A 14,713-nucleotide genomic window follows, 5' to 3' on the forward strand; every position below is an offset into this window, starting at 1 on the left:
TCGACCAAGCCCAGCGGCATGGGCATGGGCCTGTCGATCTCCCGCTCGATCATCGAAAACCATGGCGGCAGGCTGTGGGCCTCGAGCAACCAGGGACCCGGCGCGACATTCCAGTTCACCCTGCCGAGTCATCAGGAGGCAAGGCGCCCTGGATGACGTTCGGAGGGCTCGGTCGCTCCGGCATCTACCGGCTCCGTCTCTGCACCTTGGAAGACCGACACTACCCGATCAGCTCTTAGTGCTGGGACTGCTTCAGCGCGACGATGCCCTGCGACTCCTGCGGGAACTGCGCCAGCATCTCCGGTGCAATATTCAGGTGCTGCGCCACCAGGTCCGGCGGCAGGCGGCTCAGCCAGTTGGCGAGCGAGACCTCCTCGTAGTGGTCGGAGCGGAACACCTCGACGAACTGCAGCACGTCCTTGCCGGCGTTCTCGACGTAGTGGCCGAAGTTCTTGCGAACCACACCGACGTCGCCGGCACGGAAATCGGTCGTATTCGCATGGGGCCCGGTATTGAACACCGTCATCCGGGCTTCGCCGCTCAGGTAGTACTGCCATTCGTCGGCGTTGGGATGCCAGTGCATTTCGCGCATGCCGCCGGGCTGCACCGTTATCAGCGCGGTGGCGATGGTCTTGGCGATCGGAAAATTGTTGCTGTCGACAATCTGCACGCTGCCGCCACTGTTGCTCCGCAATGTCGGGGCCCGGGATAGCCCGAAGACCGGGGAGTCCGGCCCGGGCATGACCTTGGCGGCCTTCTGGTCGGCCTCCAGCGATCCCGGTTCATCGCCCTGGAAGATCCAGAGGTTATGGAGCGGGATGTCCTTGAACGTATCGGCCGGCACGGCGAAATTCTTCGCGAGGATATCGGGAGGCGTATGAGCCAGCCAGTCGGTGATCAGCAACGTGTTGCTTTCCGATTGGTCGCCATTGTCGAACGCAATGACGAACTCCGCTCCATCCGGGCTGAGGCCCTGTAGCGAATGCGGCGTGCCGGCTGGGAAAAACCACAAGTCGCCCGCCTCGACGTCCTCGACGCTCGGCCGTCCCTTGCCGTCGAGCGTGGTGATCCGGCAACGGCCCCGCGTCATGATCGCCCACTCGGCGGTCTGGTGCCAGTGCAGTTCACGAATGCCGCCCGGCGCCAGGTACATGTTGACGCCCGAAATATCGTCCGAAATCTGGAAGTCGGCCTGGGTAACCTCGCGGGCCCAGCCGCCGTGCTGCTGCCGGCGCGGCGAAATGTTGAACGACGACCAAAAGAAGGGCTGGGTGCTGATGTCGGTAGCCGGCGCGTCCATCTGCGAGGGGAACTGGCTCTCGATCACCCGGTTCTGCGGGCCCTCCATGCGCGCTCATTGCATCGTTACCGATGTTGACCCTGCCCTCGGCGGGCAGGTCCGGATTGCCGAAGCTGGCGGGCTCGTGGTGGCGTGGATATTACTGCGACTGGTCCTGGGCCATGACGGTATCCTCCTAGGTTCGGGAAATTCGCCCGGCTTCCCGTCATGCCAAGGGAAGCCCAGGCCCGTTTACATCCCCAGAATTATCACACCCCCCCGCCGGTCACTTGTTGGATATTGCCGTAACTCGTGGCATCCGCTGTCCCGAAGCGATCGCTACGGCTTACGCAAGCGGTTCGGCCCGAAGCCCGACACGATCCGCGTCGCCGACATGATGAGGTTATGTAAGGGGGAGTGGCGGAGAGGATGGGAAACTCCATCCTCGATCAGACATTACATGTTTTCAATGGGTTACAGCAGCACCCAGTGCAACGTGTGTACCAACAAAGCGTACCGCTCGCAAGTCTTGGAAGACGAATGGCTCAAGGTCGCAAGTGCTACCCTTCCCGAGCCGCAGGAGGTTTTCGAAGTGGCAAAAATCTGCTGCGACTGCGTTCGCGTTAGAAAGCGAAGGACTGTTGGGCGTTCGCGGATCCCAAACCATAGTGGCGAGAAACGTCGCGCACGAACTCGGGCTGGCCGCCATAACTCGGATGCCTGACAGGCTCGGAGGCGATACCAAGTTCGCCGAGCGCAAGCTGAGCATCCCGGCCGATGGCCAGAATGAATTCAGGCTCCAGCAGCGCCAGAAGGCCATCGAGGATGTGGCGACTACCCGTCCTGCTGCGTTGCAGCGCCGGGTGCGCTGATTGCAACCAACATTGCGGATGCAGTAACCGACAAAGCCCCCATCTTTTCCTCAAAAGTAACGCGACAGCGACGTTAGTGTTAGCGGGCGGGGCGCGCTTGCTAGTGCCGCCGATGAGGTCGTCGATAGTCGCAGCAATGAAGGCTGCGCGGACCATCAAGCGCCGGAGTTGCAAACGCCGACAATACGCCTTGGGCATCGCCGTCATCTTCTTCTATGGCAGGGTATGTCCCGCGGCGCGGAACAGGTGGTACCATTCTTCGCGCGTCAGGGTCACGTCCGAGCCCGCTGCGCTTTCGCGCACGCGATCCGGCTTGGTTGTCCCCAGTACCACCTGCAGGTTAGCGGGGTGCCGCGTGATCCAGGCGACAGCGATACCGGTCGGCGTGACCGAGTATTTCTTCGCCAGTTCATCCATCACGTCATTGAGCTCGGCGTGGTTCTCTCGGTCACCAATGAACACGCCCCCGAAGAAGCCTTTCTGCACAGGTGACCAAGCCTGCAGCGTCATGCCCTTGAGGCGCGAATAGTCGAGCAGTCCGACATCGCGTGAGATCGACTGGTCGAGCCCGTCCATATTGACGGCGATGCCCTGCGCGAAGAGATTGGCATGTGCGATGCTGAGCTGCACCTGGTTGAATAGCAACGGCTGGCGGACCGCCGACTTCAGCAGCTCGATCTGGCCCGGCGTCTGGTTGGAGACCCCAAAATGGCGCACCTTGCCCGCCTCATGCAATGTGTCGAAGGCCTTGGCGACGTCCTCCGGCTCGACCAGCGTGTCCGGCCGGTGCAACAGCAGCACATCGAGATAATCGGTGCGCAGCGCCTTCAACGAGCCGTCCACCGCGTCGATGATGTGCTCGGACGAGAAGTCGAAATACCCAGGCCGGATGCCCGCTTTGCTCTGGATCATGATGCGGCCACGGTCCGTTGCAGAGAGCTTCACCGCCTCGCCGAAGCGCGCCTCGCACACATGCGGTGCGCCACCATAGACATCTGCATGGTCGACCATGGTGATGCCGCTCTCCACCGCAGCATCGAACAGCGTCCGGATCTCCGGATCGCTCATTTTAGCGATGCGCATGAGGCCCAGCACCACGCTGGAGACGGTGAGATCGGAGTGCGGGACTTTGAAGGTCTTCATGGAGGCACCGGTAGGGGACGTAACGGAAGTGCCGCTTATCGCAGCCTTCCGTCTTGGAGCGCAATATCGCCGGAGCCTGAAATGTCGACCGCCCGCTTCCCAGATCCCTTGGAAGAACGGCTCATTCCCGGTGCTGTCGGAGTTGGGGCAGATCGTCGCCGTCGGGTGCGTTCGCTACGACAGGCGCGGCCGCTACCGAGCCGATCGACTACTCGCCAAATTCGGGGACGTGGCCGAGGCCGCGGTGTTCGACCTCATCGCCAAGGACAGAGGATGCGAGCGAGCGCTAAACCCTCCTCGATGCCAGCGTCGTGACACAGCGCGAGCGCTTCTGCCACGCGGACCATATTCCGCCAGAAAGGCGCACCACCTTCGGGCCCATGCGTCGAGTAAACGCGAGCTGAACGTTTGGCCCATGGGAAGTTCATGCCACCGGGCGCCTTATCCAACCATCAAAAGAATGGAGGACAAGATGTCCACTCAGCAGACCAAATCAATCGCCCTTGGTGTCGCCGTCGCCCTGCTTTCGCTCACCAGCATCGACATAGCGGTCGCTGCCAGCAAATTCGGTGTTGGCGCGCCCAAGCTGCACCGAAGCACCATCATTCAGACTCGTGAGATTCAGGCCGCTGCGACTGGCGATGGCCCCGCCACTGAAAAGGACTGCAAGAAATATGAGGCCGGCATTAACTCTTGGGGGCAGGCCGAGGTTGATGCCACGGAGGCTGGCGATGAGAGGGGCGCCAGAAACGCCAAGCGCTATACAGAGGGTCTCATCAATGAGGCTACCGACAACGGCTGCTTCATCATCTACTGATCTCGCCGCTACCGAAACCCACTGCCGATAACCAACCGCTAAAGCTAGGCGCATTTTTGAGCGCAGCTCGCGAGCTGTGCTTGAAGCGGCCCGGCTTACTAAGGGGGCGACCGTGGCACTTATGGCAAAACTTGGCATTGAAATACCTATCCTGCTGGCCCCGATGGGGGGCGCAGTGGGTCCAGAACTCTGTGCAGCGGTAAGCAATGCTGGCGGGCTCGGCATTATCCCTCTGTGGTGGGACGACGCCTAGGTGAGCGGTGAGATTGCAAAAGGTTCGCGCCCTGACCGCCCGGCCATTCGGCGTCAACCTAAACAACAACTATCCTCAAGACCGGCATCTCGATGAAACGCTTAATTCCGGCGTCAAAGTCATCTCATTCTTCTGGGGCACGAACGAAGCTCACATAGCGCGTGCGAAGAAGGTGGGCGCGCTAGTCCTCCAGACCGTGGGAACCTCGTCCGATGCCCAACTTGCGGTCAGCGCAGGAGCCGACATCATCGTGGCGCAGGGCTGGGAGGCAGGCGGCCATGTGTGCAGTCTCGTGACCACCCTCGCCCTGGTTCCGGCCGTGGTCGATGCCGTCCCGGGCACGCCGGTCGTCGCTGCGGGGGGTATCGCTGACGGGCGCGGAGTTGCGGCGGTGCTTGCGCTCGGCGCCGCTGGCGCCTGGATCGGAACGCGATTCCTCCTGGCGAATGAAGCTACGATGACACCCGGCTATCGGGCCCTCGTCATCGCTTCAGGCGAAGCCGATACGCAGTCTGGCCGCGGCGAAAACCCGACATGGTACGAGTCGGCAATTCGTTGGATCGGCAGGCAGAAGGAACCGTGGATTTCCGAGTTTGGTCCGCGACCTCGCTGGCCAAGGGGTCGGCCTTGCTCTGCGCCAACAGGCCGCGGCGGTAATCGTCGAAGAGATTTGGAATGAAGCTCGTACTACGATCGCGACGCTCCAGCGCCTGAGCGTGTGATTCATAGAACTCCAATGGGGCCTAGCAGTCACCCTTTACGTCATGTCGTGGGCGAGTGCTCAAAGCATTGGCCTTGATCAGGTGCGAGCATCCGCCACCCGATCACATGTGTGCACGAACACCACATTTTAGGATGGAGCAGAGACTAAGGACCGAGGTCGCTTCACAATGCTCAAATATAGCGTCCTGCTGTGGGTGAACCCCAAGCCTTCGTAAAGACAGTATGTTATCAGCGTTGACGCCCAGGAACGGCGTCTGGCCGCGTTCGACGATACCCTGCGCCACCGCCGAGACCACGGCTTTCCCTAGTTCCGACCCGGCAATCAGGGTGGGTACAAACGGTGGCGATCTCCGTGAAGCAGTCAAGGTGCAGTCGCTCGCCTGCTAGCGCGACAAGCGCGTCGCCGTCAAAGATGCCGCGAAAAACCACCAAGTTCTAACGCACGCGGCCCGAGCGGACCTGGGCGCGTGATTTCGACTAGGGCCAGCATCTGGGGAAAATCGGTGCATCACCTCAAGCTCCCCTATGGCTGAGATGGGCTCTGGGGCGATTGCAAGGATTTCGGAGCCATAAGGAATGGCGGAGGCGAGCGCCGCCATTGGGTTTTGGGTCTCTTGGACGATCTCTGGCGACGCATCTGATGGGACAGACACGCGGATAGGTGTTCGCCTCTCCGCAGGGTGATATATCCGCCGTTCCGACCCGCACCGCCCTCATGACAACGGCGGCAAAAAGTCATTTAGACGTACAGTTTATGGCCTCTTCGCGCCATAAAGTTGAAACTTATGTTGACAAGTCTGGAGCCGCTATGCATTGCTGCGGACCGACAATCCTTTTGTCATTTTCAGGGTGCGGGAGTGGGTCAATGAAGATCACCGAAATCAAGACATTTCTCATGCAGGTGGGAGCTCAGCCGGTGGGCAGCACCGCGACCCCGACGAAAGACGCCGCTTTCGGCAATTCGCGCAACTGGCTGTTCATCAAGGTCATGACCGACGAGGGCATCTACGGCGTCGGCGAGGGTTCGGGCTGGCCGCGGGTCATCGAGACCGCGGTCAAGGATCTCGCCCACATCGTCGTCGGCGAGGACCCGGGCAATATCGATCGGCTGTGGCAGAAGATGCTGACGGCCTCCATGGGCCATGGCATGACCGGCACGGTCGGCGGTGGTGCATTGACCGCCATCGAAATGGCGCTCTGGGACATCAAGGGCAAGGCGCTGGGCCAGCCGGTATGGAACCTGTTGGGCGGCAAGTTCCGCGACAGTATCCCGGTTTATGGCCACGCTCGCGACACAGAGAAGGCCGACCGGCTGATCGCGCTCGGCTATCGGGGGATCAAGCTGCCGCTGACCGGTAAGGGCGACATCGACCGCGCCTATGCGATCCGCGAGCACGTCGGCCCCGATGTCGACCTCATGCTCGATGCCCACGGCCCGTCATGGCTGACGACGCAGGACGCCATCGAGTTCGGCCAAGCCCTCGAGGGCGCCAACATGCTGTTCTACGAAGAGCCGGTGGCGCCGGAAAATCTCGACGCGTTGCAGCGGGTGCGCGACAACGTCAACATCCCGATCGCGGCCGGCGAGCGCGTCAGCAACATCTGGGGCATGCTGCCCTATATCGAGCGCAACCTCGTCGACGTCATCCAGCCAGACACCGGCCGGGCCGGGGGCATCACCCAGATGCGCAAGATGGCGGCGATGGCGGAGTCCCATTTCATCACCATGGCGCCGCATTCCGGCTCGCTCGGCCCGGTCGCTGAATTCGCCGCGCTGCACGTCATGGCCAGCATCCCCAACGCGCTCATGCTGGAGAAGCTGGAGTTCGACTGGGAGGGCCGTGATGACGTCATCACCCCCGTCCCGAAAGTCGTGAATGGCGGCATTCCGATCCCGACGGCACCTGGGCTCGGCGTCGATATCGTCGAAGGCGAGATAGTCAAGTATCCCAGCCGGATGAACGTGCGCACCGACGACGGCGTCTACAACGAAGGCACCCATTGGGAGTCCGTCTACTTCCAGCCCCGCCGCGGTCGTGCGTCGAGCCTGCGCAGAACGCGGTCCTGAAGCTTTCCGGCCGCTCCTGCGGGAAGCGTTCAAAGGGATTTGTCCATGTATTGTCCTGAGATTACGCCCCAAGCGCTCTCACAATCGGTCATTGCGGTGCCTCCACTGGCCCGCGATGATGACTACCGCCTGAACCGGGACGGCAACCGGAAGATTCTCGCGCATCTATCACAGGGCGGCGTGCGCACCGTGCTCTATGGCGGTAACGCCAACCTCTACAACATGGCAGTCTCCGAGTTCGGCGAGTTGCTCGACCTGCTCGAAGACGTTGCGCCCTCCGATACCTGGATCATCCCTTCCGTTGGCCCGGATTTCGGCAAGGCGATGGACCAGATCGCGATCCTCCGGGATCGCGACTTTCCGACCGCCATGCTGCTGCCCCTGGTGTTTCCGGCGACCTCGTCAGGTGTCGCGACCGGACTGCGCCGGCTCGCCGAGCGCTACGGCCGACCAATGACCGCCTATATCAAGTCCCAGGACTACATCACGCCGGCAGACCTCGCCGCGCTGGTTGCCGACGGAGTGGTCTGCTCGGTGAAATACGCCAATGTTCGCAAGGATCCGGATGACGATCCGTATCTCGCCGAACTGGTCGCCAATATCGACACCGGCAGGGTCGTCTCCGGCATCGGCGAGCGGCCGGCGATCAGCCACCTCAATGGCTTCGGGCTCAATGGCTTTACCTCTGGATCGGTCTGCATCGCGCCGGCGCTCTCAACCGCGTTGCTGGCGGCACTGAAGGCCGGGCGCCTTGAGGCGGCGGCGGCGCTGCGCGCGAACTTCCTGCCGCTCGAGGACTTGCGCGACAACCATTCGCCGTTGCGGGTGCTGCATGCGGCGGTCGCTACCGCCGAGATTGCCGAAACCGGTCCGCTGCTCCCGTTTCTCAACAATCTCGTCGCGCCGGGCCTGCTGGCCGAGATTGGGGCTGCATCGCGCACCCTGCTCGCTGCCGATGCCGCTCACATGGCCGCCACGGCTTGAGGCGATGCGAGGGACAGCGTCAGGGCTGCCGGGTCGCGTCGGTGAGCCGGCGGCGGGCCTGGTTGAGATGGTAGCGCATATAGACCGAGGCCAGTTCCGCATCGCCCATCTCAATCGCCTCGACGATCTGGCGGTGCTCGAGCAGCACGGCCGATTTTCGCTCCGCCGATCCAAGCCGGGTCAACCCCAAGGCGACCGAGATGAAGCCCGCCACCTCTGCTCCCACGACCTCGAGCTGGCGCACGAAAAACTCGTTGCCGGTCGCGGCGGCGATCGCCCGGTGGAACGAAATATCGAAGCTGAGCCCGCCTCCACCGGCCTCCGCCGCCGCGCCGAAGATGTCGGCGGCTTCCTCGATCCTCGCAAGATCCTCGGCCGTCCGGCGCTCGGCAGCGTATCCGGCGGCCACCGGCTCGATGACGTTTCGGACTTCGAAGGCGCGAAGGTAGCTGGCGAAATCGGCCGGCGCCACGAAGCGCGTCACATTCGGGGACGGCGTATGGATGAGATAGGTGCCCGAACCGCGCCGCGCCTCGACCAGCCCATCGGCCTTGAGCCGCATGAGCGCCTCACGCACGATCGGCCGCGAGGCGCCGAAGGCCTCGCACAAGGCGTTCTCAGTCGGCAGTTGCTGACCACGGACCAGTACGCCTTGCATGATCTGTTCGAGCAGTTGCCCGTAAAGGATGTCAGCCAGCCTCCTATTTGGAGCAGGCTGAATCTGGATATTGGGCATGGCCTTCCTCTTGTAGTCGCTAACGCCAGCCGATTGAGCGTACGCCCTCGCTATCGGCGGCCCATCGCCTGCGGATCTCCCGCAGGCACACCCAAGTGCATAGCATGGCCGATCGCAGTTCGCTAGAAACGGCCACACATGTTGATAGATAAATTGACAACTTTTCCGGACGACGCTAGTTTTCTGTCGGTCATCCTCCCTGCCCTTCCGGGCTCCCCTGCCTAGGGCCGACCGCATCCGGCGCCCACTCCGGCATGACAGCAAAACCGACAACCGGTGAACACGTCCACCCCGGCGTCCCGATGGCCGCCAATTCGAAAGGTCGCTCCATGCATATGCTTATCGTCCAGCCGCAACTCGACAAGGTCGTGACCGATGCGGAGGGCCGAGCCGCCTGGCGCGGTCGCCTCGAAGCCGCAGCGCCTGAAAGCTCGTTCGAATATCTGGACAGCCAGGCCGCTCTAGTCGAGCGGATCGCGACGGCCGATGCGGTGGCAGGCTATGTATCGCCCGAGGCCTTGGCGCGCGCGCCCAATCTCAAGTGGATACACTCCTGGGCGGCCGGCCCTGATCAGCAACTGTTCGAGAGCTTCCTCGCGCGCGACATCCTCCTCTCCTGCTGCAAGGGCAATGGGGCGATACCGCTGGCCGAGCAGGCCATCATGCTGATGCTGATGCTGCAACGCGATGCCGTGGGCTGGCTCGACGATCAGCGGGGCCACCGGTGGAACCATCGCCCGCATGGCGAGCTCAACGGCATGACTTGCGCCATCATCGGCACCGGTCATTCCGGCGCCGATCTGGCCCTCAAGGCCAAGGCGTTTCACATGACTACCATCGGCATGCGCCGCAGTGGCACCGATGCGCCAAATTTAGACCGGATGTACCGGCGCGAGCAGCTGCACGAGTTTCTCGCCGCGGCCGATTTCATCGTCGTTACGGCGCCGCGTACGCCCGAGACGCTTGGCATGCTGGGCGCTGCCGAGTTCGCGGTGATGAAGCCGAGTGCGTTCTACGTCTGTTTCTCGCGCGGCGGGATCGCCGACGACGACGCGCTGCTGGCGGCCCTCACCGAGGGTCGCATCGCTGGGGCAGGGCTGGATGCCCACGGGAAAGAGCCACTGCCGCCGGACAGCCCATTCTGGGACCTGCCCAACACTATCATCACCCCGCATAACGGGGCGACCACGCCGCAAACGCATCAGCGCGGTCTCGACATGCTGATCGAAAACCTGAAGCGCTTCCGGACGGGCGAGGAGCTGTTCAACCTCGTCAAGAAGGGCGCCGGCTACTAAGCCGAAGCCGGAAGGCCGCGGACCGGGCCCCGGCCACGGCCGATCGCCACGCCAGCGCGGGACCCGTCAGGCGGTCTTGACCTCGAGGCTGAACGGCTGGCCGACGCGATTGCCAATGGCGCGCAGGTGCTGCAGCGAAACCGGCGGGACAGGAATGCCGGTGCGGCGGCGGCTGACTTCCGAAGCAGCGGCGCGCTGACCCGGATACCGGCCCTGCGCTCCGGCGACCTTGCGGTAGCGCGACAGCCACACGTCCACATCGGCGGCATAGGCGTCATTGACCAGCGCCGGATTGATGATGAGCAGAAATGCTCCCATTTCGTTAGACGACGTCGAGTCCGGCCCGAGGTTGGTCGAATTGCCAAGCAGGCTCCCTGCCAGCACCTGCACCATCATGGCAATACCGATCCCCTTGTAGCCACCAACCGGCAGCACGGCGCCGGCAAAGCCGGTTTCCGCATCGGTGGTGGGCTTGCCGTCGGGGCCGATCGCCCAGCCCGCCGGCAAATTCCGCTTCTCGCGCACCGCATCGCGCAGGTTGCCGCGCGCCACGACGCTCGAGGACATGTCGAACACCAGCGGCGCACTGTTCTCGAGCGGCGTCCCAAAGGCGAGCGGATTGTTGCCGATGGCGCGGTCCGTCCAGCCCTCCAGCGCCATCAACGGGGTCGTCGACTGGCAGATGAAACCGATCATTCCAGCCTCGGCAGCGAGGAGCACATAGCTGCCCAGTGCCGCAAGATGCCCGCATTGCTTGGCAAGACAGGGCACCACCGCCCTGTCCTTGGCCAACTCCAGCGCCGCCTTTACCGCCGCGACCCCGACCGCCTGGCCGAGGCCATGGTCGCCACGATAGTGCAGAATGCCGTCGCGCATCTCGCCGCCATGGTCGGGCCTCGGGTTGATCCGGCCCTCGAGCAGCGACTCCACGTATAGCGGCAGCCGCGAGATGCCGTGTGTATCGATGCCCCTGAGGCTGGTTCTGACCAAGAGGTCTGCTGCCGTTTCGGCGTCGCTGACCGGCATCCCGGCCGCCGCGAAGACGCGCGCGCTCCAGTCGCGGAGCGCGTCGCTGTCGAAGGCGGCGTCATTTCCGGTATCCACCATGATGGCCTCTAAATTGGCTGGAGTGCGAGAGAGCGGTCCCATTTCGGCCGCGGCGTGGCATTGACCAATTGCTTGGTGTACGGCTTTTCGGGCCGGCTAAAGACGGCATTGGTCTGGCCCTGCTCGACAATATCGCCGGACTTCATCACCAGCACCCGGTTCGCGAAGTGCCGCACCAAATGCAAGTCATGCGAAATAAAGAGGTACGAGAGCCCGAGGCGATCACGCAGGTCGGTGAGCAGTTCGATCATCTGTGCCTGGATCGAGAGGTCGAGCGATGATACCGCCTCATCGCAGATGATGAGCTCCGGCTCGCAGGCCAGCGCTCTTGCGATGGCGATGCGCTGGCGCTGGCCGCCAGAGAACTCGTGCGGATAGCGGCTGGCATGGTCTGGCGAAAGTCCAACAAGGGTCAGCAGTTCGGCCAGGCGTTCGGCGCGGCGCGACTTGGGCAGGATGTCGGTATGCACCGTCCAGGGCTCGGAGATGATGCGTCCCACGCTCATGCCGGGATTGAGCGATGAGTACGGGTCCTGGAACACCATCTGCATGCGGCGGCGCTGCTTGAACTGGGCCTTCTTGCCGATCTTCAGCAGGTCTTCGCCGCGGTAGAAAATCTCTCCGGATGTCACGGAGTCGAGCAGCATCAGCAACCGCGCCACGGTCGACTTGCCGGAGCCGGACTCCCCGACGATCGCCAGCGTCTCGCCACGGGCGACAGTGAAACTCACATCCTTGACCGCATGGATGGTCAGCGCACTGCGCAGCCCACCGGGGATGTAATAATCCTTGGTCAGGTGCTCCACCCGCAGGAGCTGCGGCGCGCCGACGGGAGCCTCCTTGGTCGAGGCCATCGCGTCGGGCCGCGCATCGAGCAGGCGCTTGGTGTAGCTGTGCTGTGGATGCTCGAAGACGGCTCGCGTTTCACCCGTCTCGACGATTCGTCCCTGCTGCATCACCGCGACGCGGTCACCCATATTGGCCGCCACCGACAGGTCATGGGTGATCAGCATCACCGCCATGCCGAAGTCGGCCGTAAGCTCGCGCAAGAGGCTCAGGATTTCGGCCTGCACGGTGACATCGAGCGCCGTCGTCGGCTCGTCGGCGATCATCAGTTCGGGCCGGGTGGCGAGCGCCATGGCGATCATCACGCGCTGGCGCTGACCACCGGAGAACTGGTGCGGGTATTGATGCGCCCGCCGCTGCGGGTCGGGGATGCCGACACGCTCGAGCAGTTGCTCGGCGGTCTTCCATGCGTGGCTGCCGCTGGCGGTGCCGTGAACCGTGAGCACCTCGGCGATCTGGCGGCCGATCGTGTAGAGAGGATGGAGGTGGGCGAGCGGGTCCTGGAAGACGATGGCAATCTTCTTGCCGTTGATCTGCTGGCGCTCCCGATCGGAAAGCTTCAGTAGATCCTGCCCGTGCAACAGCACTTCACCGCTGAGGATCTCGGCGGGCGGGCGGTCGAGCAGGTCCATGATGGTGGACGCGGTGACGCTCTTACCCGAGCCGCTTTCCCCGAGGACCACCAGCGTCTCGCCGCGATCGATGTGCAGATCGATGTCGTGGATGATCTCCAGCATCCCCTTTTCGGTGCGGAAACCGACGCGGAGATTCTTGATCTCGAGAACGGGCTCACCCATGACCACGATCCTTGGAGGCCTGGAGTCGCCAGCGCTGGTGCGGATCGGTAGCGGTGCGCACCCAGTTGGCGAGAAGATTGAGGCAGAGCGTCGTCGCCATGATCATCAGGCCAGGAAAGAAGGTGAGCCACCAGCCAGTCTGCAGGTATTGCCGGCCGGCCGCGACCATGGCGCCCCAGGTGAAGGCCGGTGGCTGGATGCCGAGACCAAGGAAGCTCAATCCGGATTCCGCGAGGATCACAGAGGCGAAATCGACTGCGGCTACCGTGACCATCGTCGGGAGCACCAGGGGTACGATATGCCGGAAGACGATGCTCGGCGTGCTGACGCCCAGCGAGCGCGCGGCGCTGACGAACATCCTTTCGCGTAGTTCCAGCGTCTGGGCGCGGGCCGTGCGGATGAACAGCGGCAGCCGGCCGAGCGCCAGGATCAGGATGACGTTGATGGTGCTGGGTCCGATCACGTAGAGCACGACCAGCGCCAGCAGCAGGCCCGGAAAGCTGATGACGATGTCGGTGAGGCGCATAATCACCGTGCTCTGCCAGCCCCCGACATAGCCGGTGAAGACCCCAATGGTGACGCCTACGGTCATTGACAGCGCGACCGCGGTGCAAGCGATGACCAGGCTCAGCTGCGCCCCGACGACAAGACGCGCCAGCATGCTGCGCCCCAGGCTGTCGGCCCCGAGGATGAACAGCCAGCCCTTGTCGAGGTAGAAGGGGGGCAGGTTGCGCTTGCCGAGGTCGAAATTGACCGCATACTGCGACAGGATGATCGGCCCGATGATGGCGGTCAGCACCAGCAGCGTCAGGAAGATCGCCGCCACCAGCGCGACGGGGTCGCGCCGCAGCATGCTGAACAGGACGGCCGATCGGCTCCGTTTCGGCCCGACAGAGTCTGCGCCGATGCTGGGAGTGGCTGTCATCAGTTGTACCGGATCCTGGGATCGACCAGCGCGTAGAGCACGTCGATCAAAATGTTCAGCACGAAGATGGCGATGGCGACGACCAGCACGGCCGATTGCACCACCGCGAAATCGCGATTGGTGATGGCATCGATCAGCACCTTGCCCACGCCGTGCAGTCCGAACACCGTCTCGGCGATGAGCGAGCCGTTGATCATGCCCACGGCGATGTCGCCGCCTACAGTTATCACCGGCAGCAGCGAGCTGCGCAGCGCCTGCGCGAGGATCGCGCCGCGGCCGAGACCCTTGGCCTTGGCGGTCTTGATGTAGGGCTCCGACAGCACGCTGATCATCGTGCCGCGCACGACCTGGGTCACGAGGCCCAGCGGCCTCAGGCAGACGACGAAGACCGGCATCACCCAGTATTGCGGCCCTCCGGTGCCGGAGGTCGGCAGCCAGTGCAGCGTGACGGCAAATACCAGCACGCCGACCAGCGCCACCCAGAAGTCGGGCGCGCTGGCGCCGATAAGAGAGATCGTGGTGGCGAGGCGATCGAAAATCCCGCCCGGCCGACTGGCGGCGAGAGCACCGATCAGCACGGTGACGGTAAGTGAGACAGTCAAGGCAATGGCGGTGAGGGTGAGCGTCGTCGGAACCGCCTCGAACACGGTGAGCATGGCAGACTGCTGCTGGCGCATCGAGACACCGAAATCGAGCCGCAGCAGGCCCAGCACGTAGTTCCAGAACTGCACGGCCAGCGGATCCGAGTAGCCGTGCGCCAGCGCGTAGGCCTGCTTCATCTCGAGCGTCGCCGTATCAGGCAGGTAAAGTCCGGCGGGGTCGCCCGTCATGCGGGTCAGGAAGAATACGGCGACCAGCAGGCCGAGCA

At 63.3% G+C, this 14,713-nt stretch carries 14 protein-coding genes and 1 pseudogene; 7 read left to right on the forward strand and 8 right to left on the reverse strand.

Features of this window, described 5'->3' with window-relative positions:
- Positions 1 to 156, forward strand: a 156-nt coding sequence (locus JWQ89_RS07120) for an ATP-binding protein (protein WP_299639655.1), incomplete at its 5' end; no start/stop codon positions are given.
- 79 nt (positions 157 to 235) lie between these two features.
- Here JWQ89_RS07120 and JWQ89_RS07125 read toward each other — a convergent pair.
- The 3 genes and pseudogenes from JWQ89_RS07125 to JWQ89_RS07135 all read right to left on the reverse strand — a co-directional run.
- Positions 236 to 1,348, reverse strand: a pseudogene (locus JWQ89_RS07125) (cupin domain-containing protein); the annotation flags it as partial.
- A 554-nt stretch (positions 1,349 to 1,902) separates the two neighbouring features.
- Entirely contained in the window at positions 1,903 to 2,349 is a 447-nt protein-coding gene (locus JWQ89_RS07130; RefSeq protein ID WP_299639634.1) for a hypothetical protein, read from the reverse strand.
- 15 nt (positions 2,350 to 2,364) lie between these two features.
- Positions 2,365 to 3,294, reverse strand: coding sequence for an aldo/keto reductase (locus tag JWQ89_RS07135; protein ID WP_299639636.1), 930 nt, complete (start codon positions 3,292 to 3,294; stop codon positions 2,365 to 2,367).
- A 472-nt stretch (positions 3,295 to 3,766) separates the two neighbouring features.
- Here JWQ89_RS07135 and JWQ89_RS07140 point away from each other — a divergent pair, with 472 nt between their 5' ends.
- From JWQ89_RS07140 to JWQ89_RS07160, 5 genes are all read left to right on the forward strand, one after another.
- A complete protein-coding gene (locus JWQ89_RS07140) occupies positions 3,767 to 4,111 on the forward strand; it encodes a hypothetical protein (protein WP_299639637.1) in 345 nt (114 codons plus the stop codon).
- Between the two features lie 121 nt (positions 4,112 to 4,232).
- Positions 4,233 to 4,364: a nitronate monooxygenase gene (locus JWQ89_RS07145; protein WP_366143976.1), complete on the forward strand. Its 132-nt coding sequence runs from the start codon at positions 4,233 to 4,235 to the stop codon at positions 4,362 to 4,364.
- A gap of 13 nt (positions 4,365 to 4,377) precedes the next feature.
- Positions 4,378 to 5,043, forward strand: a complete 666-nt coding sequence (locus JWQ89_RS07150; protein ID WP_299639639.1) for a nitronate monooxygenase — start codon at positions 4,378 to 4,380, stop codon at positions 5,041 to 5,043.
- Positions 5,044 to 5,952: 909 nt separating this feature from the next.
- Complete coding sequence (locus JWQ89_RS07155; protein WP_299639641.1) at positions 5,953 to 7,155, forward strand: mandelate racemase/muconate lactonizing enzyme family protein; 1,203 nt, start codon at positions 5,953 to 5,955, stop codon at positions 7,153 to 7,155.
- A gap of 96 nt (positions 7,156 to 7,251) precedes the next feature.
- Positions 7,252 to 8,139: a dihydrodipicolinate synthase family protein gene (locus JWQ89_RS07160; protein ID WP_299639643.1), complete on the forward strand. Its 888-nt coding sequence runs from the start codon at positions 7,252 to 7,254 to the stop codon at positions 8,137 to 8,139.
- 19 nt (positions 8,140 to 8,158) lie between these two features.
- Here the strand turns inward: JWQ89_RS07160 and JWQ89_RS07165 are convergent, their stop codons facing one another.
- A complete protein-coding gene (locus tag JWQ89_RS07165) occupies positions 8,159 to 8,875 on the reverse strand; it encodes a FadR/GntR family transcriptional regulator (RefSeq protein WP_299639644.1) in 717 nt (238 codons plus the stop codon).
- Between the two features lie 329 nt (positions 8,876 to 9,204).
- On the opposite strand from JWQ89_RS07165, the gene JWQ89_RS07170 reads away from it, so the two are divergent.
- Positions 9,205 to 10,170: a D-2-hydroxyacid dehydrogenase gene (locus JWQ89_RS07170; RefSeq protein ID WP_299639646.1), complete on the forward strand. Its 966-nt coding sequence runs from the start codon at positions 9,205 to 9,207 to the stop codon at positions 10,168 to 10,170.
- Between the two features lie 66 nt (positions 10,171 to 10,236).
- Here JWQ89_RS07170 and JWQ89_RS07175 read toward each other — a convergent pair whose 3' ends face one another.
- The 4 genes from JWQ89_RS07175 to JWQ89_RS07190 form a co-directional block, all read right to left on the reverse strand.
- Entirely contained in the window at positions 10,237 to 11,277 is a 1,041-nt protein-coding gene (locus tag JWQ89_RS07175) for an Ldh family oxidoreductase (RefSeq protein ID WP_299639648.1), read from the reverse strand.
- Positions 11,278 to 11,285: 8 nt separating this feature from the next.
- Positions 11,286 to 12,920 (reverse strand): ABC transporter ATP-binding protein, encoded by a 1,635-nt coding sequence (locus JWQ89_RS07180; protein WP_299639649.1) that lies wholly within the window; start codon positions 12,918 to 12,920, stop codon positions 11,286 to 11,288.
- Positions 12,913 to 13,845: an ABC transporter permease gene (locus JWQ89_RS07185; protein ID WP_299639651.1), complete on the reverse strand. Its 933-nt coding sequence runs from the start codon at positions 13,843 to 13,845 to the stop codon at positions 12,913 to 12,915. Before JWQ89_RS07185 ends, JWQ89_RS07180 begins: the two co-directional genes overlap by 8 nt.
- Positions 13,845 to 14,713 (reverse strand): ABC transporter permease (locus tag JWQ89_RS07190; RefSeq protein WP_299639653.1); only part of this gene is annotated, 869 nt, incomplete at its 5' end. The genes JWQ89_RS07185 and JWQ89_RS07190, both read right to left, overlap by 1 nt.

The sequence above is a fragment of the Devosia sp. genome, from assembly GCF_028290645.1.
Lineage (GTDB): Bacteria > Pseudomonadota > Alphaproteobacteria > Rhizobiales > Devosiaceae > Devosia_A.